We start from the raw sequence: 24,055 nt of genomic DNA, 5'->3' as shown, positions 1-24,055 counted from the left end.
AAAATATAAACTGAAGACAATTATAATAGCTTTAATTGTTTTCTTTTTACTCATGCGGCCAGTCTTCCTTCAAAAGACTGGCCGTTTATTTTTTTATAAGGCTTGCGAGTGGCTGGAATTATTCTTTCTGTGGAAAATGTCCGCAGCTGCATGAATTATTTGGCTTCCTGCAGCTCGGTATGAACATTATTTATCCTGCTGACTTTCCTGTTTTTTCCTTACTCCGCTCCCTTTTCATGAATGGGCTGAGAACAGAAAACTCATGTTTGGTTTCTGTGTCATTTTAAGTTAAGTAAAAGATGGGGATTATGATATATTAAGGAAGGAGATTCAAACGAATTCAGATGTGGGAGAGTGATGGCTTCACGTGAGGTTCACCAAAAGTATTCCAAATATGTTTACTCTGGGTAATTTATTTTGCGGCTTTTTATCAGTAGGTTATGCTGCCAATGGACAATTTAAGAATGCGGCTGTTTTGATCTTGATCGGCATGATGCTCGATAGTATGGATGGAAGGCTGGCAAGGATGCTCAAGGCAGACAGTGCCCTGGGAAAGGAACTGGACTCCCTGGCTGATATTGTGACGTTTGGGGTAGCTCCTTCTTTTTTAGTGTATTATACATATTTTTATCAATTTAAGCTGCTCGGACTGATAGTGGCGGCTCTCTTTCCTTTGTTCGGAGCCTACCGGCTGGCAAGGTTCAATATAAGTTCTGGAAAAGTTTCCGCCCATTATTTTGTAGGTGTTCCGATAACAGCGGCAGGGGGCATTCTTGCTATACTGACACTGTTTGGTGATAAAATCCCCAATATTGTCACCACCGTGATTTTTACCGGACTGTGCTTCTTAATGATTAGCAGACTTAGGATCCCCAGTTTGAAGGAAGTGCCCCTGCCTAAATATGGTACAATCATCACTTTTTTCCTGGGCTGCCTCCTGTACCTGCTTTATCAGGGGAAATATGGCCAGTCTCCCTATTTAATCTATCTGGCAACTCCATTATATGTGGCCTTTGTCGCCTATAGATTTGTAAGAGGAAAGAACAAGAAGGATCTGGACTAGCATATGGTCATTCCAGATGAGCGGAAAGTGCCCCGCATAGCAGGAGAATATCATCACAAATGATTTCCTGTAATGAACCATTTTCACATTTTTTATATTCTTCAAGCAGATTGGACAACTCTTTGAGAAAAATGATGCGCTCTTCCTGGTTTACCATACAGTCCCACCTTTCTTGTAAAGGGTACATACCTTATGTTATGTACTTTTTTATATTTACATGCACAGTGGAGAGTAATGTTTGGAGGACAGCCTGCTTGACGATTTGCTGGCTGCAATCAGGAACATGCGGCCAGCAGCGATGCAGCGGCAGAGAAGGATGAAACAGGAGCAGGAATGGAGTATGGACGCAGACATCCAGATGCCTGCGTCCATTTTGCATTAATGGCGGTGCTTATTTTTTTTGTGATGATGGTTTTGATGGTTGTTCTGCTGTCCGTTACTATTGGTGCCTGATTGATGTTCCTGGCCTCCAGCTATATTCCTGACCGCATCTGCAACAGTATGGGCAGCGCTGGAGATAACTCCCATGAACCCATTATTTTCGTCGTTTCTGCCGTTGTTATTATGAGTAGTCATCTGAATTCACCTCCTGCTATTTAAGATACGGAAAATAGCAGGAGCTTATCCAGCGGCAGTCAGGGAATTCACGGCACCAGGCACCAGGTTCCCTGATGCCTTGGGATCCTGTGGAATCATATGAGGATCAGCTTGGAAGGATTATTGATTTTATACCGTATTTCCTTATTCAGCTTTCTGTCGACTATCTTTGCGTCAAATTCAAGCCTGGAACCTTCCTTCAGATCCAGCTTTTTCAGTGTTTTGCTATATCCGCACCACGCATCGCCTATATCCACTGCATCATCTCCTGATATTCTGACGTTTTCCAGGATAAGGATTTCTTCCTCGGTTTCATTAAAGTGATTATATTTAGTGGAGAACTCTTTCACCGCTGCTTCAAAATGGACCTTTTCTGCAGGAAGATCAATCTTTTCTGCTTTTTTCTCCTTAACAGTCCCAGCGTCCGCTTTTCCTTTTCTGCTTGCTGATGGCTTGGAGACTGGAAGGCCTTCCGCGTTTTCTGATGCGTTTATGGAGGTTTCTCTGCCGAATGACCCGCTCTGCATTTCTTTCAAATAGGAAGGATGTACACAATGAAGGACCTCATTTTCAAATGAGACCACAGCTGTCTCGTGATCCCCCGTACTCACAAACCCTGCAATTTTTACTATGTAATGAGAAGATCCCCGCTTATAAAGAAATTCATGCTTGGCGGTTTTGGCAGCTGAGGAAATCAAGCCCCAGTCCCGGATCTTCTGGATATAGTCTTCTTCATTTACAAAATCAGTAAAACTTCCCTTGGGCTCAATTGTAGTAAACATACGCCTAACCTCCTTGTTTCACATGTTCTTATTGTACAGGAAAACCGCTTAAGCTGTTAACTGGAGATTATTCTTCATGATCTGAATCCTTCTCGATATCTGCTACCTTTTCAATTGCTGCATGAAGTTTGATGGCTGCACCGAACAGTTCGTCAAGGATGTCAAGAAAATAAAGGAATTCCACTTCATTCTTCGAGCATATTTGTATAGCATTCATTATTTCTGGATGAAAGCGTTTGTACATTTTTTCATATTTGAGCTGTTCCATTTCCCGGATGGTGATGCCTTCTATGGATATTCCATGGAAGATAAGGCCTGATAAAATATCGATAGCTCCTTTTACCGCTTCTGAATCACTTCCTCTGGTATCTTCCGGATAATAATAGAAAATATCACTTAGTGCAATATAATAACTTTCAAGGCTTTCATCAAATTCCACATGCTCCCGTGCTGCCATTTCACCGCTCCTTTTATCAGCAATATTAGACTCAGCTGTTTCTTAAAGAATAACTTCGGGTAAAAGGATAAAAGCTCAATACCTGGAGGTTAATTCGAATGGATAATTACGATATCTTAATTAGGCGATATATAAATCTTCATGATAATGCTTTCCACCTAACAGCACAGTTAAGCGAAGTTAACAAGGTCCTGTTCAATATTGAGGAAGTATTGAAGACGTCCTTGAATGGTAAGAAGTTTACAGACAAGATGGGGAACTCCGGCTATATCATGGCAGCAAAGGACACTGGTTCCGGCCGTGAGGCGAATCATCACGTTCAGCTGGTATATGATGATAATAGTATTACCCAGGTCAGCCTTAATTCACTGAAAAATTTTAGGATTTATGAATAAAAAAATTGCCTGGCTGCAATGCGGCCGGCTATTTTTATGAGCAAAATTCACCATTTTCAAAGGGTTTCTATTCCAATTAGGTTTTACTGATTTATGGACAGGGTAGGGAAAATGTTAGAAAGAAAATTTTATTAGGTGAAAGGATGAGGACGCTTGTCAAACCCCATACATGTAAAAGTCAACGGAGTCGAAGTTCCTGCTTCGCAGGACGAAAGGGTCCTTGATTTCTTAACAGACAGTTCGATAGATATACCGCATGTCTGCTATCATCCTGCACTGGGTGCAATAGAAACCTGTGATACTTGTATTGTATCTGTTAACGGTGAGCTGGTAAGGTCGTGCTCAACGAAATTAAAAGAAGGAGACAGAATCGATACTGTTTCTCCTGAAGTAAAGCAGTCACAGACAATGGCTATGGATAAGATTCTGTATAACCATGAGCTTTACTGCACAGTTTGTGATTACAATAACGGCGGCTGTGAGGTACATAATACCGTTAAAGAAATGAAAATAAACCACCAAAGCATTCCTTTTGACCAAAAACCATATGAAGAAGACAATTCAAACCCTTTCTACCGCTATGACCCTGACCAATGCATCCTTTGCGGCCGCTGTGTGGAGGCGTGCCAGGACCTCCAGGTCACTGAGACTCTGCGCATAGACTGGGATAGAGAAAGGCCGAGGGTCATCTGGGATGATGATGTGCCGATCAATGAGTCATCCTGTGTTTCATGCGGCCATTGCTCAACTGTCTGCCCCTGCAATGCCATGATGGAAAAAGGGATGGTCGGGGAGGCTGGTTTCCTGACAGGAATAGCCAAGCAGACATTAAGGCCGATGATTGAGATCACCAAGGGGGTCGAGACAGGCTACGGGTCGATCCTTGCGATTTCAGATATGGAATCAGCTATGCGCGATGAGCGGATAAAGAAAACCAAGACTGTCTGCACCTACTGCGGAGTCGGGTGCAGCTTTGACGTCTGGACAAAGGATCGTGAAATTCTGAAGGTCGAACCGCAGATAAAGGCTCCTGCAAACAGTGTGTCAACATGTATCAAAGGTAAATTCGGCTGGAGCTTTGTCAATAGCGAGGAGCGCCTTACAAAGCCATTGATCAGAGAAGGGGATACTTTCAGGGAAGCGGAATGGGATGAAGCGCTGACCCTGATTGCATCCAAGTTCTCGGAAATAAAAAACAGCCACGGCCCGGACGCCATGTCCTTTATAACCTCATCCAAATGTACCAATGAAGAGTCGTACCTCATGCAGAAGCTTGCGCGAAGTGTGATAGGAACTAATAACGTCGACAACTGCTCAAGATATTGCCAGACACCTGCAACAGTAGGGCTTCTCAGGACGGTCGGCTACGGCGGGGATTCAGGATCCATAAAGGATATCGCCATGTCCGGCCTGGTCATCATGGTAGGTTCAAACACCTCTGAATCTCATCCGGTTTTATCCACCCGGATCAAGAGGGCACAGAAGCTTCATGGACAAAAAACGATCGTCGCGGATATACGGAAGCATGAAATGGCTGAAAGGGCTGACCTTTTCTTCCGTCCAAAACCAGGCTCTGACCTGATCTGGCTGTCTGCAGTAACCAAATATATCATTGATATGGGCTGGGCAGATGAAGACTTCATCAGGGAAAAAGTGAATGGCTATGATGAGTATGTTAAGAGCCTGCAAGGTTTCACCCTTGGCTATGCAGAGGATCAGACAGGCATATCACGCGAAACGCTCATTGAGATTGCAACCATGATCTATGAAGCCAAGTCAACATGCATCCTGTGGGCAATGGGTGTAACACAGCATATCGGCGGTTCAGATACGAGTACAGCAATCTCCAATCTGCTTCTCGTCACTGGGAACCACGCGAAGCCGGGTGCCGGTGCTTACCCGCTTAGGGGGCATAACAATGTCCAGGGAGCAAGCGACTTTGGCAGTGCACCTGCCAATCTGCCGGGCTATGAACCTGTAAGCGATCCAAAGGTCAGGGAGAAATACGAGAATGTTTGGAAGACATCAGTACCTTCCAAGATTGGCATGAACAACCATCAGATGGTAGAGGCAATCCATCAAGGCACTCTGAAGGCCATGTACCTGAAGGGCGAGGATATGGGGCTTGTCGACTCGAATTTGAATCATGTTCATGCAGCATTTGAAAAGCTGGATTTCTTCGTTGTCCAGGATATATTCCTATCTAAGACAGCAGAATTTGCTGATGTAGTTTTGCCGGCAGCACCGAGCTTTGAGAAGGATGGAACCTTCACAAACACAGAACGCCGGATCCAGCGCCTTTATCAAGTCTTTGAGCCGCTTGGAGATTCCAAGCCTGACTGGCAGATCATAATGGCTGTTGCCAACCGCCTGGGCGCAGGCTGGAATTATCAGCACCCCAGCGAAATCATGGACGAAGCTGCTTCCCTTTCGCCCATATATGCAGGCGTAAGCTATGACAGGCTCGAGGGATACGACAGCCTGCAATGGCCGGTCGCCAAGGATGGAACAGATTCGCCGGTATTGTATACTGAAAGATTCAATTTCCCGGATGGTAAGGCTAATCTTTATCCAGTCAAGTGGTCTATTCCGCTATCTTTCCCAGAAGAATATGACATCCATGTTAACAATGGACGACTCCTGGAGCATTTCCATGAAGGGAATATGACTTATAAATCAAAGGGAATTTCATCGAAGACTCCTAAGGTATTCCTGGAGGTTTCACCTGAACTTGCAGCAGAGCGGGGCCTTGAAGATGGCACTTTGGTCCGCCTGACATCGCCATTTGGAAATGTCAAAGTCGAGTGTCTGGTAACAGACCGGGTACAAGGCAAGGAAGTTTACCTTCCTATGAATGATTCCGGAGATGCAGCAATAAACCTCCTTACAAGCAGTGAAGCGGATAAGGACACCGATACTCCTGCCTACAAAGAGATCAACGCCAGGATGGAGATACTGAGTCAGGGCGGAAAGAGCCCGCTTCCAAGAGTCAATCATCGTAATGGGAATCCGCAGCCTCAGCTGGGTGTCCAGGTACAGAAGAAATGGGCCCGAAAGGATTATATCTTCCCTGGAGACCTGGTCAAAAAAGGAGTGGGTGCAAAATGGCAAAAGCGATAAAATCCATTCACCGGATTGAAATTTCAGAAGAGCAGAAGAGGCAGAACGACCTGGAAGAGGTGCAGAATGCCCTGATAGAAAGCAAGGATAGCATTCTTGAAGTCCTTCAGACCCTGAACCATATGAATGACAGGGGAGTCCTCTCGCTTGTCAGTGCCCTCTTCGGGCAGGGAGACAAAGTCATGGATATCCTGGTGAAAAAGGCTGATACACCGGAAACGGCCAATACACTCAAAAACCTCCTTCTTATGGTCGGTGTTCTTGGAACGCTGAATGTCAGCCAGCTTGAGCCTCTGCTTCTCAAGGTGAATTCTGGGATTGCCCGGGTGGCAGATGCCAAGGATACGCAAGAGAAAACAGGAATCTTTGATATCATGCGGGCGCTTAAGGATCCTGAGATTAACCGGTCGGTGACCCTTCTTCTTACATTTCTTAGGGGAATGGGCGAAGAAACGAAAGGGCTGGAAAGGAACACACAGCTTCCTGAAAACCAGCTGAAACACCAGCAGCCGGATCATGAAGTAAAATAGTGAAGTTGCAATCAGCATGCCCAAGCGGTATGCTTTTTGCATTAATGAAATTATGCAGCTTCTAGCATTGAAAAGATCTTACAGAATCAGTAAAGCAGGAGATGGAATGGCATGAAACCAGTAGAAGTATCGAGACAGGTCATCAAGTATGCAAACGGAATAGCGAGTAAAATAGAAGATACCATCGTCTCGGAATATACTGTGACAGTCAAGGTGAATGGGCAGGAATTGGTAACTATGGTATGCACTCCGGAATATATCGAGGATATGGTGATAGGATATCTGACCTCAGAAGGCCTTATTAAAGGATTTAAGGATGTGGAAGATATATGGGTGCAGGAAAAGGAAGGATATGTGCATATTAAAGTATCAAAACTTAACCCGTTTTATAATGACCTTTCCGGAAAAAGATACATTACGTCCTGCTGTGGAATGAGCAGACAGGGATTTGTATTTGCCAATGATGCACTGACATCAAAAAGGATGCAGAATTCCCAGGTAACACTAAGCCCGGATGACTGCTTCAGGCTCATGAAGGAAATGCAGGAGGAAGCTTTCCTTTTCCAAAATACCGGCGGTGTACATAATGCTGCGCTTGGGACCATTGACGGCCTCCTGCTTAACCGCAAGGACATTGGAAGACATAATGCACTGGATAAAATCTATGGCCACTGCCTGAGGAACGAAATATCCATGCAGGATAAGATTATCATTTTCAGCGGCAGGATATCTTCTGAAATCCTGCTCAAAGTCGCAAAAATTGGATGTGCGGTTGTGCTCTCTAAATCGGCTCCGACTGAATTGGCGCTGGATCTTGCGGATGAACTTGGGATTACGGCCGTAGGATTCATCAGAAACAGCAGCATGAATGTATACACGCACAGCCATAGGATCACATCTGATTAAGCGGATAAGTTGAACTCCGTCCCTCTTCACTTGTCATTGCAAATGATTGTTTGATTTGACTGGCAATCACCAGTGAAGAAGGGGCTTTTTCTGAGGAAAAGGGCAGACCTGCATGGATCATAAGGCCTCCTGCAGCCAGGCATAAACATTATTAGCCTTCCATGGACTGCGGGTAGAAAACTATGTTTGTTTAATGAAAGGCTCTTTTTTAAAAGATTGTTGTTTTCTGATGGGTCTGTAAGGAAATCCACGCTCTTGTCCCGTAGCCAAACTGCCGGATTAAATACCATTTATTCTCATATATCCCATGTCCCGAAATAGGATAATAGAAAAAGGATAGTGGGGAGTAAACAATGAGTGTCCATGGTTTTGTTAATCATCCTTATCTCCATTATATTGATAAAGGTCTCGGGAAAACGGATAAACCCAAAAAAATTGCCATCATAGGTGCAGGCATGTCAGGGCTGGCTGCAGGTTCTCTTTTAAGGGAAGCCGGCCATGATATTACTATTTTAGAAGGCAGTGACAGAGCTGGCGGAAGAATCTATACCATCAGGAAACCTTTTACAGATCCTCTTTACTTTGAGGCGGGAGCCATGCGGATACCTGGAGTGCACAGCCTGACCCTCGCCTATTTGCGGAAATATAAATTGAAGGTCAATAGATTTTATAACAGTACCCCAGAAGACTTAATTTATGTAAATGGCCGCAGAATTAGGCTCAAATATCTTAAAGCGATAGGAACCGACCTGAACTTTCCTGTTGCGGGCTGGGAAAAAAAGAAAACAGCGCTGGAACTTTTTCAAATAGCTACTAGGAACCTGACAAGTATGATCATGAAAAATCCTGATGAGAACTGGAAATATGCTCAAAAGCTGTATGGGGATTATTCTATGGATTTATTTTTGAGGAAAAACCCCATTGGTCCTTCCTTATCTTCAGGTGCCATAGATATGATCAAGGTAATGCTCTCCCTTGAAGGGTTCCCGGAGCTTTCGTTTTTTGGGATTTATCGTGAACTTTTATATCTATTTGATCCTTTTATGAAGTTTTATGAGGTAGAAGGGGGAAATGACAGGCTGCCACTGTTGCTGCTCGACGAGCTGAAGGAAGATGTGCAATTAAGAAAAAGAGTGAGCAGGATCAGGGGGGAAGGGGGAAAGAGCATTTCACTTGATGCTTTTGATACAAAAACCCATGAGCCCGTAACAGTGAAAGCTGATTGTATTCTGATTACCATACCTTTTTCTGCTTTTCAATATATTGATGTTGTCCCGCAGAGCCTTTTCTCTTATCACAAATGGAGGGCCATCAGAGAGCTGCATTATGTTACTTCCACTAAAATCGGAATCCAATTTAAGAAAAATTTCTGGAGCAGGAATGGGTACAGCGGCGGACAAAGCATTACAGACCTCCCCATCCGGTTCAGCTATTATCCCAGCCGGCCGGGGAAAGGAGCCAATGTAATGACAGCAAGCTATACCTGGGAGGATGACACTTTGCTTTGGGACAGCATGCCTCAGGAAGACTGCGTCCAAAAAGCGCTGGAAAACCTGGCGAAGCTTCATGGAAGTATTGTTTTCAGAGAGTTCGAGGCAGGAGTCTCCTATAGCTGGAGCCGCAATCCTTTTTCCTCGGGTGCGTTCTCCCTTGCTAAGCCTGCTCAGGAGCAGGAGCTGGGACCCTTTATTGCATCGCCAGAAGGCAGAGTTCATTTTGCAGGGGAGCACACTTCCAACTTTCCGGCATGGATTGAAGGAGCAGTGGAGTCCGGGATACGCGCTGCCATTGAAATACACCTAAGGTCTGCTGAAAGATAAGGTACTTTAATAGCGTCCAATCAGAAATAAGGAAAAATTCCTATTAATAATATATCGGAAACTAGCTTGAAAGTACTATGTTCGCTGGGGTTTATACCTTGTTATTGAAAGATTTTTTTTCCAGAAAACCCTGCAGTGGCAAGCTTTTTGTAACTTCATTGTAAATAGACTGTAAAAAATGTATTGCTTTATGTCAAATTCCATATCATAATAAGACTAAATCTTCAGATTATTCAAATGGGAGGGTATTATTGAATGAAGAAAAAGTTTTCATTTCTACTAGTTCTGCTGCTGGCACTGTCCACATTCCTTGCTGCGTGCAGCGGAGGGAGCGACAGCAGCAGCGCGACACCGAAGGACAAAGAAGGGGACAAAAAACCAGCGGCTGAAAAGAAGGAGCAGATCCTGAACCTGATTGCCGGCTCTGAGATTCCATCCATGGACAGTACACTCGCCACAGACTCAGTTTCATTCAACGTAATGAACAATGTTTACGAAGGCCTTTACCGCCTGGGACAGGATAACAAGCCTACTCTCGGAATGGCCGCTGAAGAGCCAAAGGTAAGTGAAGACGGCAAGACTTATACGTTCAAGCTCCGTGATGCACAGTGGTCAAATGGAGACCCTGTAAAAGCCCAGGATTTCGTATTCTCCTGGCAGCGTGCGGTAGATCCTGCAACAGCTGCAGAATATGCCTATATGCTGTATGATGTGAAAAATGCAGAAGAAGTTAACACAGGCAAAGCTAAGAAAGAAACATTAGGAATCAAGGCAATTGACGATAAAACCCTTGAAATCCAGTTGAAAAACAATATTCCTTATTTTAAATCATTAATGTCTTTCGCAACGTTCTTCCCGCAAAATGAAAAATTCTTCAAGGAGCAGGGAAAGAATTATGCACTTGAAGCGAACACAGGAGTATATAATGGTCCATTCACACTCAGCGATTGGAAGCACGAACAAAGCTTCCAGCTGAAGAAAAACCCTACATACTGGGATAAAGATACAGTCAAGCTAGAAGAAATCAACTTCAACATCGTTAAGGATACTGCTACCGGCGTAAACCTATACGAAACCAAAAAGGCTGACCGTGTTGGCCTGACCGCAGAATTTGTTGACAAGTATAAGGATGATAAAAACTTTGCAACATCTCCTGATACTGCTGTTTACTTCCTGCGCCTGAATGAGAAGAACAAGGTTCTCAAGAACAGGGATGCCCGTAAGGCAATCGATATGGCCTGGGACAAAAAAGCGTTTGTTGATGTAATTCTAAATAACGGATCCACTCCAGCCAACTTCCTGGTACCTGCAAACTTTGCAGCTGGACCAGATGGCAAAGACTTCCGTGAAACAAACGGCGATCTTGGCAAACTTGATGTTGAGCAAGCTAAAAAGCTCTGGGCAAATGCCAAAAAAGATGCTAAGTTCGATAAAGTTTCCCTGGAACTTTTGACTTACGATGATGACAACTCTGCTAAAATCGCACAATACCTGAAAGAGCAGCTGGAAAACAATCTTGAAGGCCTGTCTGTCACAATCAAACCGCAGCCATTCAAGCAGAAGCTGGATCTTGAGTCTAAAGGAAACTATGACTTCTCTTATGCTGGCTGGGGCCCTGATTACCAGGATCCGATGACTTTCATCGACATGTTCGTTACAAATGGTGCTCACAACCAAATGGGCTACTCTAATCCTGAATATGATAAGCTTGTAAAAGATGCCAGAGGTCCACTTCTTTCTGACCTGGATGCCCGCTGGAAAGCATTGCTGGATGCGGAGAAAATCCTGTTGGATGACGCTGCGATCTCACCAATGTTCCAACGCGGAACTGCATACCTTCAGCGTGAAAATGTGAAGGATATTGTAGAGCACCCATTCGGCGGAGACTTCGGCTATAAATGGGCTCACATTGAATAACCTCTAAAAATTACCGAGAAGAGTATGTGCCATAAGCGCATACTCTTTCGTTTATATGGCAGGGGGCCTTAAATGCTAAGATATACTTTTGAGCGGATTTTGTATATGATCATCACATTATTCATTATTGCAAGTTTGACTTTTTTCCTTATGAAATTACTGCCCGGTTCACCTCTCAAAAACCAGGAAAAACTTTCCCCGGAACAAGTACAGCTTATCAACCAAAAGTATGGGCTTGATAAACCGCTTCCTGTTCAATACATAAGATACCTGAGCAATTTAGCTAAAGGAGACCTTGGCTTTTCGTTTCAATATGACAACAGGACGGTTACCCAGCTCATATCGGACAGGATCGGGCCATCTGCACAGCTTGGCTTCCAGGCGCTCATTGTTGGATCGATATTGGGACTCCTGCTGGGAATTCTTGCAGCCATCAAACATAATACTATTTTTGATTATGGTGCAACCGTGCTTTCAGTTCTCGGCATATCTATCCCGGCATTTGTCTTTGCGGGTTTCCTTCAATATTTTTTAGGAGTGAAGCTGGAGCTTTTGCCTGTCGCTCTCTGGGAAGGCTTTACTTATACTATAATGCCGACGATAGCGCTATCTGGATTTGTCATAGCCAATATCTCCAGGTTCATGAGGACGGAGCTTATCGAAGTAATGAATTCAGACTATATTATGCTTGCAAAGGCTAAGGGTATCAGCCAGCGGGGGATCATCTATAAACACGCAGTCCGGAACGCATTGATTCCTGTTATCACGATCATCGGACCGCTTGCAGTTAATATCATGGTGGGCTCTCTCGTTATTGAGAGAATTTTTGGCATCCCCGGTCTAGGTGAGCAGTTTGTCCGTTCCATAACCATGAATGATTATACAGTCATCATGGGTACCACCATCTTCTACAGCGCCCTCTTTGTATTAATCATTTTTGTTGTAGATGTGCTGTATGGAATTGTCGATCCCCGTATAAGACTGTCTGTAAAAAGGTAGGGAAGAGAGTTTATAAAAAGGAGAAAAGCGCCGTTCCTGGCGCTTTTCTCCTTATTTTATTCAACTGGCGGCATTTCGCTTTTACGCATCGTGTGGCTTCTTTCTGCAAGCCTGTCAATGCTTCCGCGGATATTTCCTTTGCCTGACAGGTTTTCGATCAACTCTTTTACGTCCAGACCTGAGGATGCCTTAAGTGCTTCCTGCATGGTGGACATCAAATTGGTTGCATAACCGGTAATTTTATTGGCGCCTCCGTTTGCTGAATCACTGCCTGTGTCCACAACGGTGATTTTTTCAATATTGGAGAGCGGAGCTGCTACTTCTTTTGCGTACTGTGGAAGCATATTGAGCACCATGTCGAGAACAGCTGCCTGGCCGTATTGTTCGAAAGCTTCAGCGATTTTCCTTTTTGCTTCTGCTTCTGCTAGCCCCTTTAGGCGGATAATATCGGCTTCGGATTCCCCTTGGGCACGCTGGGAGTCGGCTTTCGCCACTCCATCAACACGGACTCTTTCTGCTTCTGCCTTAGCCATTGCTTCCACCCGGTATTTGTCTGCATCCGCTTCAGCCATTTGTCTTGATTTGCTGGCAGCTGCTGCCTGTTCGACTGAGTAGCGGTCGGCGTCAGCCTTTTTCTTTACTTCGGAATCATATTGCCGTTCTCTCCTTAATATCTCTTTTTCCTCAAGCTCGATCTGTTTTTGTCTTTCAATGATCCGTACCTGCATTTCCTGCTCTGTTACTTCCTGCTTCGCACGGGCAGTTTCCAGGTCATAGGCCTGGTCGGCCCGGGCTTTGGCAATGTCCTGCTCCCTGCGGTATTCCGCTGTTTTCAGCTTATTGACCTTTTCAGCCTCCGCAATCTCAGTAGCTCTTTCCAATTCTGAGCGTTTGGCATTTTTGTCTGCTTCTGCACGTTTGATCCGTGTTTCTTTCTCTGCTTCAGCAGTGGCGATGTCTGCATCGCGCTTTACCTGGGCAATTCTCGGCTTTCCGAGAGATTCAAGGTATCCGTTTTTGTCTCTCACATCTTTAATGGTGAATGATACGATGACAAGCCCCATCTTTGCCAGGTCCTGTGAGGCCACACGCTGTACTTCCTGTGAAAATTTTTCGCGGTTTTTATATATTTCTTCCACCGTCATGGAGCCGAGTATGGAGCGCAGGTGGCCTTCAAGAACTTCACGTGCTTCGCCTTCACGATCCTGTTTGCTTTTGCCAAGGAACTGTTCGGCGGCAGTTGCGATTTCGCCAATCGATCCGCCAATTTTGATGATGGCCGTTCCATCAGCCATGACAGGCACGCCTTGTTCGGTATATACTTCCGGTGTTGTTACCTCAAGTTTTGATGAGAGCAGGCTTAATGGCTTTGCCTGCTGGAAGATCGGCAGGATGAAGGCCCCGCCGCCGCGGATGATTTTTATGCGGTTGCCAGCCTCATCCGTATGTACGTTTTTGCCGCCAAGATAGCTTCCTGTTACGATCAAGGCTTCATCAGGTCCTGCGGTGCGGTATTTTTTAATGAAGACGGCAATGATGGCCAATAGAATAAAGAGCACGATAGCCGTGACAATCCAGATCAATTCCATAAAAATTCCCCCTTATAATAATGGCTCATATTCTTTCACAAGCAAAACTCCATTTTCTATGTCGATCACCAAAACTGATGATCCTTCCTTGATTAAACAATCATCATAGCTTTTGGCGGGCTTTGCAATCATTCCGCTGAAGCTGTCGATCACTACTTCTCCAAATCCTTCCCGCGGCACGGTTAGAATCACTTTTCCGACCCGGCCGTTCAGGGATTGTTCAGTATATACGAGAGATTCCTCTGCCCTGGAGAGAGGAAGTAAAACAAAAAAGTGCAGAAGGGCAGTCACGATAATAGATAAAATTGCAGACAGCGCCATAATGAGGAAGCTGTTCAGCTTTGTGGTATGTTCTAAGACAAGACCTGAGGCGGACCCGAAAGTCAGGAAAGAAAGAAGGAGGGCTGGATTCAGCCAAGATAGTGCCGCATCGGCTGCACCGGCTGCATCCCCGAAAAATAGGTACAGCAGAGTAGAGGCACCAGCCAAAACTAATAGATAAAGATAAATCGTTTCTATGGGAATTCCATTCACTTCCACCATCTTCACCTCCTTTCACACTGCCTTACCATATATACGGGGGAGGTTTGTAAAAGTTTCAATATATTACATATTATGTAAAAATAATTACGCAGAATAATAATTATATAAAGTAAGAACATTGGACAGCTATTACCTGCGCAGTGTGGAGAGGACGGCTGTTTTTAATCCCATGGCAGCATTCTCTGGGGAAACTGCAAGACTGATGGCTGATATCACGGCGATGCCGTCGGCCCCTTCACAGATCACTTGTCTGGCATTGTGACAGGTAATTCCTCCTATTCCCACAATAGGGATGGTTATTCCGGCAACATGCAGGCTTTTTAACAAAGAAGTGCCCTGTACCGGCTCTGCATCCAGCTTTGTATGAGTAGGGAAGACCGGACCGATGCCGAGATAATCAGCACCATGATCCAGGGCAGACTGTGCTTCTTCAAGGGTATGCACAGACACACCAAGGATTTTACTGCCGATTCTTTTCCGTACAGATGAGGCAGATTCGTCTTTTTGGCCAATATGAACTCCGTCTGCATCCAATTCCAATGCCAGATTGATATCGTCATTTACGATGAAGGGAATGCAGCTTTCCCGGCAGATTTTCTGAAGCTTGCGGGCCATGTCTTTCTTCTCCTGGTCCAGGAGGGCTCCTAGACCTTTTTCCCTATACTGGAAGAGAGTTATGCCTCCGCTGATTGCTTCAAGAAGTGTAGTGACGGGGTCTGTCACACAGTTCTGGGAACCCATGATGAAGTAGAGGCGGAGCATCTCCTTAATTTCAGCCGAATCGTACATCATTTGCTCCTTTTCTGTGTGCCCAGTGATTGGTGGGCCCATGGCCGCTTCCGATATCCAATGCTTCCCGGATGGCTGCACTTATAAATTGCTTGGCGGTTTGAACTGCTTCCTTCAGTTCTTTTCCTTTGGCGATCTCTGCTGTAATGGCGGCCGAAAAAGTGCAGCCTGTTCCATGGGTGTTTTTCGTTGCAATACGGAGGGCCGGGAACTGCTCAAAGGAAGTACCGTCGAATAAGAGATCAATTGACTCTGTGGAATTGCCTTCATGCCCCCCCTTAATGACTGTATTCCTAACTCCTAAATCAACGATGCGCCGTGCAGCTTCTTTTTTATCATGCAGTGTATGAATAGAAAGCCCGGTCAGGACTTCAGCTTCTGGTATGTTGGGGGTAGCAAGCAGGGATAATGGCAGCAGGTGTTTCTTCAGGGCTTCCACAGCTTCAAGCTGCAGGAGAGTATGGCCGCCCTTTGCCACCATTACCGGATCGACGATCACATTATCCCATTTATATAGTTTTATTTTTTCAGAAACTGCCTTGATGATTTCACTGCTGAAGAGCATCCCGGTTTTGACTGCATCAGCCCCTATGTCCGAAGCTATTGAATCAATCTGTGCTTCAACAAGCATCTGATCGACCGGCGAGACTGCTTGAACACCTCTCGTATTTTGAGCAGTAACGGCTGTTATGGCGGTCATCCCGTATACACCAAGCTCCTGGAAGGTTTTGATGTCCGCCTGTATGCCTGCTCCCCCGCCGCTGTCAGACCCTGCTATGGTCAATGCTTTTTTCATGATCATGCTCCTTTTATTTCGTTTTGGTGTATGAAATTTGTTTCTGTACCTCATTAGGGTCCAGATTATATAATTCATCCAGGAATAATACCTGGAGGCTTCCGGGACCGCTTGCAGCTGCAGCCGCCCTTTCGGCAGCAGCCCCATAGAGAGTCAGGGCACCAAGTGAAGCCTTCACAGTGCAGCTTTCAATAGAAGAAAATGCACCAATGACGGAAGTCAGCAGGCATCCTGTCCCGGTCACCTTTGTAAGGAGGTGGTGCCCGGTATGATTTACATAGGCAGTAGAGCCGTCAGTGACAATGTCATTCTTGCCGGTAATGACTATGGTTGTGTTCAATTTCTTTGCAGCCATTAAGCCAAGGGTGTGCATATCCCGTTCACTATCCACAGAGTCTACTCCTTTGATTTCCCAGTTTTCTCCTGCAGCATTGGCTATCTCGGCGGCATTGCCGCGGAGTATGGAGATTTTCACTTCACCCATTATCCGCTTGACTGCATTAGTCCTGAATTCCGTTGCCCCTGTCCCGACAGGATCCAGAACGACCGGGACTCCAGCTCCATTTGCGGCTTTTCCCGCTATGATCATAGCTTTTATGAGCTGGCTGGATAGAGTGCCAATATTAAGCACCAAAGCATCTGATGCCTCCGCCATTTCCGCTGCTTCCTCAGGTGCCTGTGCCATGACTGGGGAAGCTCCTATCGCTAGTAAACCGTTTGCCGTAAAGTTTGAGACGACCGTATTGGTAATATTGTGGACGAGCGGGGAGCGGGCCCTCAATTTTTCGAGCATCCTGCCGATTTCTTCTTTTTCCATTGTGATATCCTCCTTTTACAAAAACCGCTTATGACCGCTTCGGATTATATCCAGGAGTATGAAGGAAGCCAAAAAAAGCCAGATCCTCTACTGGACCCGGCTTGTTTGCAAAATAAAAAGGGATGTACCCTCTTTCACTTCACCACTTTCCTACGCTGGCATAATCCAGATCAGGTCCGAAGGGTTAAAAAGCATAAGCATTTCTCTCAGCCCGGCACCGGGCACCCCTAGCAGTTCGAATTATTTGATTATTCACATCTTAGCCCGAATCAGGAAAATAGTAAAGCGATTTCCTGGAAAAAGGGGACTGTCCCCTTTATTCGATCGTACCGGTTTGGGTAATTTCCACTTCGACATTCACGGAAAAGGGGAGATCCTTGTAGTGATGCTCCCACCTTTGAAAGTCAAAGTGATAGGTCTGGCTCCTTGCCAGTTCACCGAGCCCAAGAGGGTCGATATTCTTTTTTTTGAATTGATTTAGCATGCCGTATGCCTGTCGCTTAATCTGTTGTTCGAGTGCTGTTTCAATCTTGGAGACAACTTTTTTATCGGTCAGCACCAAACGGGGAGCATCGGTTATTTTTCCTTTAATAGAAATGTCTATATGTGCTTTTGGTGAACCATTGCCATCAGAAATTCTGATTTTATTCTTTGAAAACAGGTTCTCAATCGTTACGTAATTTCCATCCTGCTTGAACTCATACATTCCATTATTAAAGTTTTCATAAAGCAGCTTAAACACAAAACATTCTTTATATGGGATATAGCTCACATAGCGATCATTATAAAAGAGTGCGATTCCTTTAATCCTGATTCTGTCTTTTTCTTTTTTAATCAGGGGAAGGAATGGGTCCTGGCCCCTCAAATAGTAATGATCAAGAAAAGAATGAAGATTGGTTTTCGGAATCACATCCTTGGAGTTATGACTCAGAAGTTCCTCCACATACTGAGCAGAAGTTTCAGTCACCTTATATTCATATTCGAGGAGGTCTTCAACTTCTCCCTCTACAATTGCCATGGCCGTTGCCCTTCCGAGGGCTGGGTCCCGGCCCATCGTGGTGATAAGTGAAAGGATCCCCTTCTTTGCAATCTTTTTATTATACAGCAGGGTGTTGAGGCGGCCGGTCACAAGCGGCTCTGGTGATTCCGCCTGTAATTTTTGCCTGGTATTTTTACTCGTGTGTCCCTTGGCGGCAAAAATTTCGTTTTTTGGCGGCGTATTTTCTACCATTGGGATAATCGGAGAACTGATGACGCCTTTTATCGTATTTTTATCCACATAGTCATACCCGTAAATAGAGACAAGCTGGACATCCTCAAGGATTACCGGTTCAAGAGTATGACCCCCAATCAGCAGGATCACAAGCACAGACCATACTATTCCTTTTTTCATGTTGTTTGCCCCGGCCTATCCCTGAATTTCTGAAAGAAGAACAGAAAGGGGATGTAAAAATAAATCGTATAGAATCCCAGGCGGTTAATCCAGGTAGAAATCATGTCAATTTCGCCCCGGTCACTTAGGATGGTACAGGCAATAAAAGTTATTAAAAGAATGAAAACCAAACTGTGCTTTTGCTTTATTGAGGTCATCTGCTTGATACCCCGGCTCGCCGCCCAGGTCATCAGGCAGATATTCGGCAGGACCACAAACAGCCAGATGGACAGGCCTGCATATTCAAATCGCTGGATAAATGGTAGATTTACCGTCTGCCATAAACTCAGGGTAGGCCACACGGTGTGAAAGAGCTGCTCCTGGCTAAAGTAAACAAAGCTGACCAAGGCTGTAATGACATAAATCAAGGTAGTGGACAGAACACCCAATTGCGCCCATTTATGGGAACTTTCCGGTTTTTTTATAAATGGATAAAAGAAAAAAAGAGTCTCAAAGCCAAGGAAATTGAACGTCATAATCTTTCCTCCCTTTATGAGGTCAAGGACAGAATGGTCAAATATAGGAAGAAGATTGGAAAAATGTGCTTCCTTAAGAGGAAAAGCCTTCAATAGAAGCAGGGGCAGGGAGTAGATGACCCCAAGGAAGCAAAGTCCTACAATGACCCTGAAGCCGCCTATCACAGCATAGTATACAAGGACAAGCAGGATCATCGTAAGATACCAGGCGTGCAGGTCAGGAAACATCCAGACCTGAATGACTTCCACATAGCTCCTCAGGATGATGATAGCAAAGATGGTGATATAGCAAATTAAATAGAAGCTTATAAAGCCCCCTGCCCACTTACCCAGAACATCCCTATGTATGACAAAAATGTCGTTCTGACCCCGGTTCAGAATCTTGTAACTGAGCCATACCAAAACATGAATGGATATTCCTGAAAGAATTATGGACACCCAGGAATCCTCTCCTGCTACCTTGGAAATATATCTCTCAAAGCCAAGAATTCCTACACCGACCTGCATGGCATGGATGATGTAGAAAACAAAGAAAGGGGATACTAGTTTGTTTTCTGCTGGTTTCGGAAGCATGTCACTATTCCTTTCTAGTCATCATTCGTCAATGTCCTTGTTCTTGTCCGGCTTAAGCGGCCGGCTCGGGTGAGCTCGTGCAGGCTCCCTTGACAGGACTGCATGAGGACGGGTAGTCTGGTCCCGGAAAGGGAGCCGGAATAATGCATCCTTAAGATCCGACAATCGGAGTGGATAAACCGGATTAATATATGGAGTGCCCAATGATTTGAGTTTTAACAGGTGTACTATTATATATCCAAAGCATATTGATATCCCTAATAATCCCAGAAGCTGGGCGAATACCAGGAATGGAAAGCGCAGGAGCCTGATCGTATTACTCATTTTATAGACAGGCGTGGTAAAGGATGCCAGCGCTGCCAATGCAACAACTATCAGGAGTACGTTGCTTGTTAGCCCGGCATCGACGGCGGCAGTCCCGATTACGATACCGCCTACGATACCGATTGTCTGGCCGACCTTTGAAGGAAGCCTTGATCCTGCTTCTCTCAGCAGCTCAATGGTCAATTCCAATATGATGGCTTCGAGTATCGGAGGGAACGGAATGCCGCTTCTCGATGAGATTAATGTATAAAGCAGGTCTTCAGGTATCATTTCATAGTGATAGGTGAGTACTGCCACATACAGAGGTGTGGAAAGGACGGAAAACATGACGGCAAATAAACGAATCAGCCTGAACGCCGAAGCGATATGCCAGGTAAGGAAATAATCTTCAAAGGCAGAGAAAAATTCGACGAGGGTTGTCGGCCCCGTAATGGCACTTGGTGACCCGTCTGCCAGTACAGCAATCTTGCCTTCTGAAAGGACTGCAGCAACCCTGTCAGGCCGCTCAGTCTCAATAAGCTGCGGAAACATGGATGTATTGTTGTCTTCAATCATCTGGGTGATATACGCAGTATCCACTACCTGATCTATTTCTATCGACTCAATCCTGCTGGTAACCGTTTCTATCAATTCACGGTTGGCAATGCCCTCAATATACATGATGGCTACCTCAGTTTTTGTCAGTTTGCCCACCTTTAATGTCTTTACATATAGCTGGGGGATCGGCAGACGCTTCCTGAGCAGGTTTATATTTGTTTCAAGGGACTCGACGAAGGCTTCCTTTGGCCCGAGGACTGTATATTCGTTTTCGGGTATTGTAATAGCCCTTTTTTCCTTAGAGGACGCGGGAACCATCATGGTGTCCTTTACGCCCTTTTTTTGAATCAGGATGCTTCCGTTTAAAAGAAGCTCCTCTATCTTGGAAACATCCTTGGTAATCTGAATATCCTCAACCGGCATCACCAGCTTAAGCTGCTCCAGGCTGTCCACTTTTTGTTCTGAGAGAGAGGGGAGGATATCCTGGTGGATGGTGACTGTGTCTACCATTGATTTAAAGTAACCAACAGTATATTCCGAACCATGCTGAAAGTTTATATAATCTTTGGATTCCCCGCATATATTCAGGAGCTCCTTCAGGGTAAGCTCTTTTTTGCCGGTATTCTTGGAGTTCTTATTGAAGAGCCACTTCATAGGTGTTTTCCATGCCTTTCTCTTAAGCATTTTCGATACCGCCGCATAAAGATAATCTGCCCCAAAACTGTCGAATCTATTTTGTTTTTCCTATCTTATTAAACGCCAAGGGCAGCGAATAAGACACCGCAGATTTTGGGACGATAAGGAATATCTCAACTGCCAGGAGGTGCAGGGCAATGGCCGCTTTTAATAGCAGGAAAAATAGGAGGGAATCCGCGAAGCTCAGCTTATGGGGAACTTCTGCCATACACGCCAGAAGTCCGGTGATGGTTGCCCTATGGTCCATGGCATTTCCAGGGTATGGACATCTTCTTTTAAACAAATATATACGCGGCTATGCCTTGATATCCTGGGAATTTTTTATTAATCAGGAGACGAATTTAAACCAGGCTATGATTTATACATTCACAGGGAGCTTCTCTAATGCCACAAGCATCCTGAACCTGAATTATCTCTATTTATATATCCCTATCTATTTGTTCAGCATTTGGGACAGTTACCGTTCTACCGTAGAAATGAATAATATTTATTATTTGGATAAAAAGAGAAAAAAAATGGTGGAAGTCCAGGTAATATCTCCTTTTGAAATCAATTACCTGGAAAAAAGGAAGCCTCTGGTTGCTGTCTTATGGTCCATGGCTGTACCGGGCCTCGGGCAATTTTATCTTAATCATATTTTTTCGGCTTTATTTGCCCTGATCATGACTCTTCTCATTGTGCACTATTCTCATTTTTTAGAAGCTTTTCACCTCCTCCTTTTAGGGGATATTGCCGGATCCACAGCCATGGTCGATCCCCAGTGGCTCCTTTACTTGCCGTCTCTTTACTTTTTTAACATATATGAAAGCCATACAAGATCGGTGGAAAATAACAAGCTCTTCGAAATGGAACAGCAGAGGTTTCTGAAGCAAAGATATCAAGGGCCGGCCTTTAGAGTGAAGAAAGGGAGGTGGGTAAATTGATATGCAAATCATAGCAACTTTCGACCACTCCATTCATGTAGAGCTGGTATTGGCCAATTTAGAGGAAATGGGGATCACACGGGTGGCTGCAATACCCCTTGATACAAGCAGGGAGGAGGGGATCCTGGGTGACTCCCTGCATCAATCCGATGGGGTGACATTTCTGAATAAGGGGATGTTCCTTGCAGTGATCTTTTCCGTTATAGGAGCAAGCCGGGGATTCATCCTGGATTGGGGGCCGGTTTATTGGGGTTTGATAGGTGCAGGCTCAGGATTCGTTTTAGGTCTTATAATTGATCTGACCCTTCAGAAACATAAGCTGAAAAAGATTAAATCCGGTAAAAAAAAGCTGTCCGAAGTAGTGATTATGCTTGAATGTGAAGATGATTCCGCTGCCCGGATTGAAAGTCTTTTATGGGATAACAGAGCAATGGGAATCGCATTGGTAAAGGAGCATCCCCTTGACTATGTACATTAACCTTCCATCTTATAATGCCATTCACCGCCTGCGCGTCCAATTGAATGATACAGCCATGGATCATTGGTTAAGAGATGATGTGTTCAGCCTTAACTGGTGGATTCTCGCCGCATCTGTTATCCTGCCCCTGTTTTGCTGGTGGAAACTGGCGGACAAGCGGCGTTTAGAGGAAATTCTAGTTTACGGATTATTATGTGCTCTTTGTTCCACACTCCTTGATACGACTGGAGTGAACATGGTTCTGTGGAGTTATCCGGATTTACTGTTCCCAATGCTCCCCATCCTGGTTCCAGCGGACCTTGTCGTCATCCCGATACTCGGCATGCTCTGTTATCAATACTTTATATCCTGGAAGGCATATTTAATTGCGTCTGCCGTATTGGCTGGGGTATTTTCCTTCATATTTGAACCGTTGTTCATTCAGCTTGGTATGTTCCGAATTTATCACTGGAAACATATATATGCGTTCCTTGGATTCGTTCTTATCTTCATGATCAACAAGCTTCTCACCGCCTTCATTTTCAGAATAAAGGAGACATAGTTCTTCCAAGTTCCTCGTCGTTATTTTGTCTGCGATTTTCCAGCCTTTGAATTTCCATCTGTTCTTAGATTCTTCACATATTTCAGATGGGAATTAAGGTATACTTACTAATTGAATGAATATATAAAGAAGCTGGGGATGACGATGAAGAAATTTAAAACCATTTTTTTGATTAGTCTTTTAGTGCTCCTGGCCGCCTGTGCCAATGAAAAAGGAGATAAGCAGGAAAGCAAAACTCCAGACCCGCTGGAGGTGTCGCTTATAGTTCAGGACACTGCAAAAGTAAATGAAAAAGTCACACTGAAGGCTGAAGTGAGCCAGAGCGGAAATAAGGTAGAGGATGCTGATGAGGTTGAATTTGAAATCAGGAAACCAGGATCATCGGAATCTGAGATGCTTGCATCTAATAATCTTGGAGAAGGTATTTATACAGCCTCTGCGGCCTTTGATAAAAAAGGGAAATATACAGTGATTTCCCATGTAACAGCCCGGAATCTGCATAGTATGCCAAGCCGGAACATAACGGTGGCCGGTAACGGCGGGGCCAAACATTCTGATCATGTACATCAGCATGATTCGAATACCCTGCTCCATTTTTCTCCGCCCCCTGAACCCAAAACAGGAGAGGACCTCAAATTATCTGTCCACATCGAGAATAATAATGTGGCACTTGATGATGCAGATGTCCGCTTTGAAATTTGGCAGAATAGTTCAGACAAGCATGATTTTGTGGAAGCGAAGGCGGCAGGAGAAGGAGTTTACCAGGCAATACATGTCTTTAAAGCTGCTGGTGACTACAATATCAAGATTCACTTTGAAAAAGAAGGAATTCATGAACACCAGCTGGAAAAGCTGGCAATACAGTAAATAAGGGGAGAGCGAACAGCTCTCCTCTTTTTTCTATCTGTTTGATTGAATTTGAAGGGTTCTTTATTTAGTTTAAATGTTTCTGATC

General features: G+C 44.8%; 26 protein-coding genes and 1 riboswitch. Of the genes, 13 read left to right on the top strand and 13 right to left on the bottom strand.

Annotation, left to right across the window (positions count from 1 at the left end; all coding sequences use genetic code 11):
- Positions 1-367: 367 nt before the first annotated feature.
- On the top strand, positions 368-1,063 hold the full coding sequence (gene pssA, locus V1501_RS12235; RefSeq protein ID WP_409288469.1) for a CDP-diacylglycerol--serine O-phosphatidyltransferase: 696 nt from the start codon (positions 368-370) through the stop codon (positions 1,061-1,063).
- A gap of 7 nt (positions 1,064-1,070) precedes the next feature.
- Here pssA and V1501_RS12230 read toward each other — a convergent pair whose 3' ends face one another.
- Positions 1,071-1,220 carry a hypothetical protein gene (locus V1501_RS12230; RefSeq protein WP_409288467.1) on the bottom strand — a complete coding sequence of 50 codons (150 nt, stop codon included), beginning with the start codon at positions 1,218-1,220 and terminating at the stop codon, positions 1,071-1,073.
- Between the two features lie 81 nt (positions 1,221-1,301).
- Between V1501_RS12230 and V1501_RS12225 the strand changes: the two genes are divergently transcribed.
- The gene (locus V1501_RS12225; protein WP_409288465.1) at positions 1,302-1,445 is read left to right on the top strand and encodes a hypothetical protein; all 144 of its coding nucleotides are present in this window, start codon (positions 1,302-1,304) and stop codon (positions 1,443-1,445) included.
- On the opposite strand, the gene V1501_RS12220 is transcribed toward V1501_RS12225, so the two are convergent.
- The 3 genes from V1501_RS12220 to V1501_RS12210 all read right to left on the bottom strand — a co-directional run bounded on the left by V1501_RS12220 (position 1,442) and on the right by V1501_RS12210 (position 2,899).
- A complete protein-coding gene (locus tag V1501_RS12220; protein WP_409288463.1) occupies positions 1,442-1,639 on the bottom strand; it encodes a hypothetical protein in 198 nt (65 codons plus the stop codon). The two genes, V1501_RS12225 and V1501_RS12220, sit on opposite strands and share 4 nt — an antisense overlap.
- 116 nt (positions 1,640-1,755) lie before the next feature.
- Positions 1,756-2,442: a hypothetical protein gene (locus V1501_RS12215; RefSeq protein ID WP_409288461.1), complete on the bottom strand. Its 687-nt coding sequence runs from the start codon at positions 2,440-2,442 to the stop codon at positions 1,756-1,758.
- A gap of 67 nt (positions 2,443-2,509) precedes the next feature.
- A complete protein-coding gene (locus V1501_RS12210; protein WP_409288459.1) occupies positions 2,510-2,899 on the bottom strand; it encodes a hypothetical protein in 390 nt (129 codons plus the stop codon).
- Between the two features lie 98 nt (positions 2,900-2,997).
- Here V1501_RS12210 and V1501_RS12205 point away from each other — a divergent pair, with 98 nt between their 5' ends.
- The 4 genes from V1501_RS12205 to fdhD all read left to right on the top strand — a co-directional run bounded on the left by V1501_RS12205 (position 2,998) and on the right by fdhD (position 7,850).
- Positions 2,998-3,294, top strand: a complete 297-nt coding sequence (locus V1501_RS12205) for a hypothetical protein (protein WP_409288457.1) — start codon at positions 2,998-3,000, stop codon at positions 3,292-3,294.
- A gap of 153 nt (positions 3,295-3,447) precedes the next feature.
- A complete protein-coding gene (gene fdhF, locus V1501_RS12200; protein ID WP_409288455.1) occupies positions 3,448-6,414 on the top strand; it encodes a formate dehydrogenase subunit alpha in 2,967 nt (988 codons plus the stop codon).
- The gene (locus V1501_RS12195; protein ID WP_409288453.1) at positions 6,399-6,944 is read left to right on the top strand and encodes a DUF1641 domain-containing protein; all 546 of its coding nucleotides are present in this window, start codon (positions 6,399-6,401) and stop codon (positions 6,942-6,944) included. The genes fdhF and V1501_RS12195 overlap by 16 nt, the downstream gene beginning before the upstream one ends.
- Before the next feature lie 111 nt (positions 6,945-7,055).
- Positions 7,056-7,850, top strand: a complete 795-nt coding sequence (fdhD, locus tag V1501_RS12190) for a formate dehydrogenase accessory sulfurtransferase FdhD (RefSeq protein ID WP_409288452.1) — start codon at positions 7,056-7,058, stop codon at positions 7,848-7,850.
- Here fdhD and V1501_RS12185 read toward each other — a convergent pair.
- Complete coding sequence (locus V1501_RS12185) at positions 7,837-7,971, bottom strand: hypothetical protein (RefSeq protein WP_409288450.1); 135 nt, start codon at positions 7,969-7,971, stop codon at positions 7,837-7,839. The genes fdhD and V1501_RS12185 overlap by 14 nt on opposite strands.
- A gap of 232 nt (positions 7,972-8,203) precedes the next feature.
- Here V1501_RS12185 and V1501_RS12180 point away from each other — a divergent pair, with 232 nt between their 5' ends.
- The 3 genes from V1501_RS12180 to opp3b all read left to right on the top strand — a co-directional run bounded on the left by V1501_RS12180 (position 8,204) and on the right by opp3b (position 12,586).
- The gene (locus V1501_RS12180) at positions 8,204-9,670 is read left to right on the top strand and encodes a flavin monoamine oxidase family protein (RefSeq protein ID WP_409288448.1); all 1,467 of its coding nucleotides are present in this window, start codon (positions 8,204-8,206) and stop codon (positions 9,668-9,670) included.
- 255 nt (positions 9,671-9,925) lie between these two features.
- Complete coding sequence (locus tag V1501_RS12175) at positions 9,926-11,587, top strand: peptide ABC transporter substrate-binding protein (protein ID WP_409288447.1); 1,662 nt, start codon at positions 9,926-9,928, stop codon at positions 11,585-11,587.
- A 72-nt stretch (positions 11,588-11,659) separates the two neighbouring features.
- On the top strand, positions 11,660-12,586 hold the full coding sequence (gene opp3b, locus V1501_RS12170) for an oligopeptide ABC transporter permease (protein ID WP_409288445.1): 927 nt from the start codon (positions 11,660-11,662) through the stop codon (positions 12,584-12,586).
- A gap of 56 nt (positions 12,587-12,642) precedes the next feature.
- Here the strand turns inward: opp3b and V1501_RS12165 are convergent, their stop codons facing one another.
- From V1501_RS12165 to V1501_RS12130, 8 genes are all read right to left on the bottom strand, one after another.
- Positions 12,643-14,175 (bottom strand): SPFH domain-containing protein, encoded by a 1,533-nt coding sequence (locus V1501_RS12165; protein ID WP_409288444.1) that lies wholly within the window; start codon positions 14,173-14,175, stop codon positions 12,643-12,645.
- 12 nt (positions 14,176-14,187) lie between these two features.
- Positions 14,188-14,718 (bottom strand): hypothetical protein, encoded by a 531-nt coding sequence (locus V1501_RS12160; protein WP_409288442.1) that lies wholly within the window; start codon positions 14,716-14,718, stop codon positions 14,188-14,190.
- A gap of 129 nt (positions 14,719-14,847) precedes the next feature.
- Entirely contained in the window at positions 14,848-15,510 is a 663-nt protein-coding gene (gene thiE, locus V1501_RS12155; RefSeq protein ID WP_409288440.1) for a thiamine phosphate synthase, read from the bottom strand.
- Positions 15,491-16,303, bottom strand: coding sequence for a bifunctional hydroxymethylpyrimidine kinase/phosphomethylpyrimidine kinase (thiD, locus tag V1501_RS12150; RefSeq protein WP_409288438.1), 813 nt, complete (start codon positions 16,301-16,303; stop codon positions 15,491-15,493). Before thiD ends, thiE begins: the two co-directional genes overlap by 20 nt.
- A 13-nt stretch (positions 16,304-16,316) precedes the next feature.
- Positions 16,317-17,120 (bottom strand): hydroxyethylthiazole kinase, encoded by an 804-nt coding sequence (gene thiM / locus V1501_RS12145; protein WP_409288436.1) that lies wholly within the window; start codon positions 17,118-17,120, stop codon positions 16,317-16,319.
- Between the two features lie 130 nt (positions 17,121-17,250).
- A riboswitch (TPP riboswitch) is annotated at positions 17,251-17,359 on the bottom strand.
- Positions 17,360-17,436: 77 nt separating this feature from the next.
- Positions 17,437-18,513 (bottom strand): Ger(x)C family spore germination protein, encoded by a 1,077-nt coding sequence (locus V1501_RS12140; RefSeq protein ID WP_409288434.1) that lies wholly within the window; start codon positions 18,511-18,513, stop codon positions 17,437-17,439.
- Positions 18,510-19,601 (bottom strand): GerAB/ArcD/ProY family transporter, encoded by a 1,092-nt coding sequence (locus tag V1501_RS12135; protein ID WP_409288433.1) that lies wholly within the window; start codon positions 19,599-19,601, stop codon positions 18,510-18,512. Before V1501_RS12135 ends, V1501_RS12140 begins: the two co-directional genes overlap by 4 nt.
- Before the next feature lie 21 nt (positions 19,602-19,622).
- Complete coding sequence (locus tag V1501_RS12130) at positions 19,623-21,146, bottom strand: spore germination protein (protein ID WP_409288431.1); 1,524 nt, start codon at positions 21,144-21,146, stop codon at positions 19,623-19,625.
- A 149-nt stretch (positions 21,147-21,295) separates the two neighbouring features.
- Here V1501_RS12130 and V1501_RS12125 point away from each other — a divergent pair, with 149 nt between their 5' ends.
- The 4 genes from V1501_RS12125 (at position 21,296) to V1501_RS12110 (ending at position 23,967) form a co-directional block, all read left to right on the top strand.
- Positions 21,296-22,081, top strand: a complete 786-nt coding sequence (locus tag V1501_RS12125) for a hypothetical protein (protein WP_409288430.1) — start codon at positions 21,296-21,298, stop codon at positions 22,079-22,081.
- A gap of 1 nt (position 22,082) precedes the next feature.
- Positions 22,083-22,559 (top strand): hypothetical protein, encoded by a 477-nt coding sequence (locus V1501_RS12120; RefSeq protein ID WP_409288429.1) that lies wholly within the window; start codon positions 22,083-22,085, stop codon positions 22,557-22,559.
- The gene (locus V1501_RS12115) at positions 22,549-23,100 is read left to right on the top strand and encodes a CBO0543 family protein (RefSeq protein ID WP_409293336.1); all 552 of its coding nucleotides are present in this window, start codon (positions 22,549-22,551) and stop codon (positions 23,098-23,100) included. The genes V1501_RS12120 and V1501_RS12115 overlap by 11 nt, the downstream gene beginning before the upstream one ends.
- Positions 23,101-23,244: 144 nt before the next feature.
- Positions 23,245-23,967: a FixH family protein gene (locus tag V1501_RS12110; RefSeq protein ID WP_409288427.1), complete on the top strand. Its 723-nt coding sequence runs from the start codon at positions 23,245-23,247 to the stop codon at positions 23,965-23,967.
- The last annotated feature ends 88 nt before the right edge of the window (positions 23,968-24,055 follow it).

It is taken from the genome of Paraperibacillus esterisolvens (genome assembly GCF_046237625.1).
Lineage (GTDB): Bacteria > Bacillota > Bacilli > Bacillales > DSM-1321 > Paraperibacillus > Paraperibacillus esterisolvens.
This window is presented reverse-complemented; position numbering and strand designations above follow the sequence as displayed.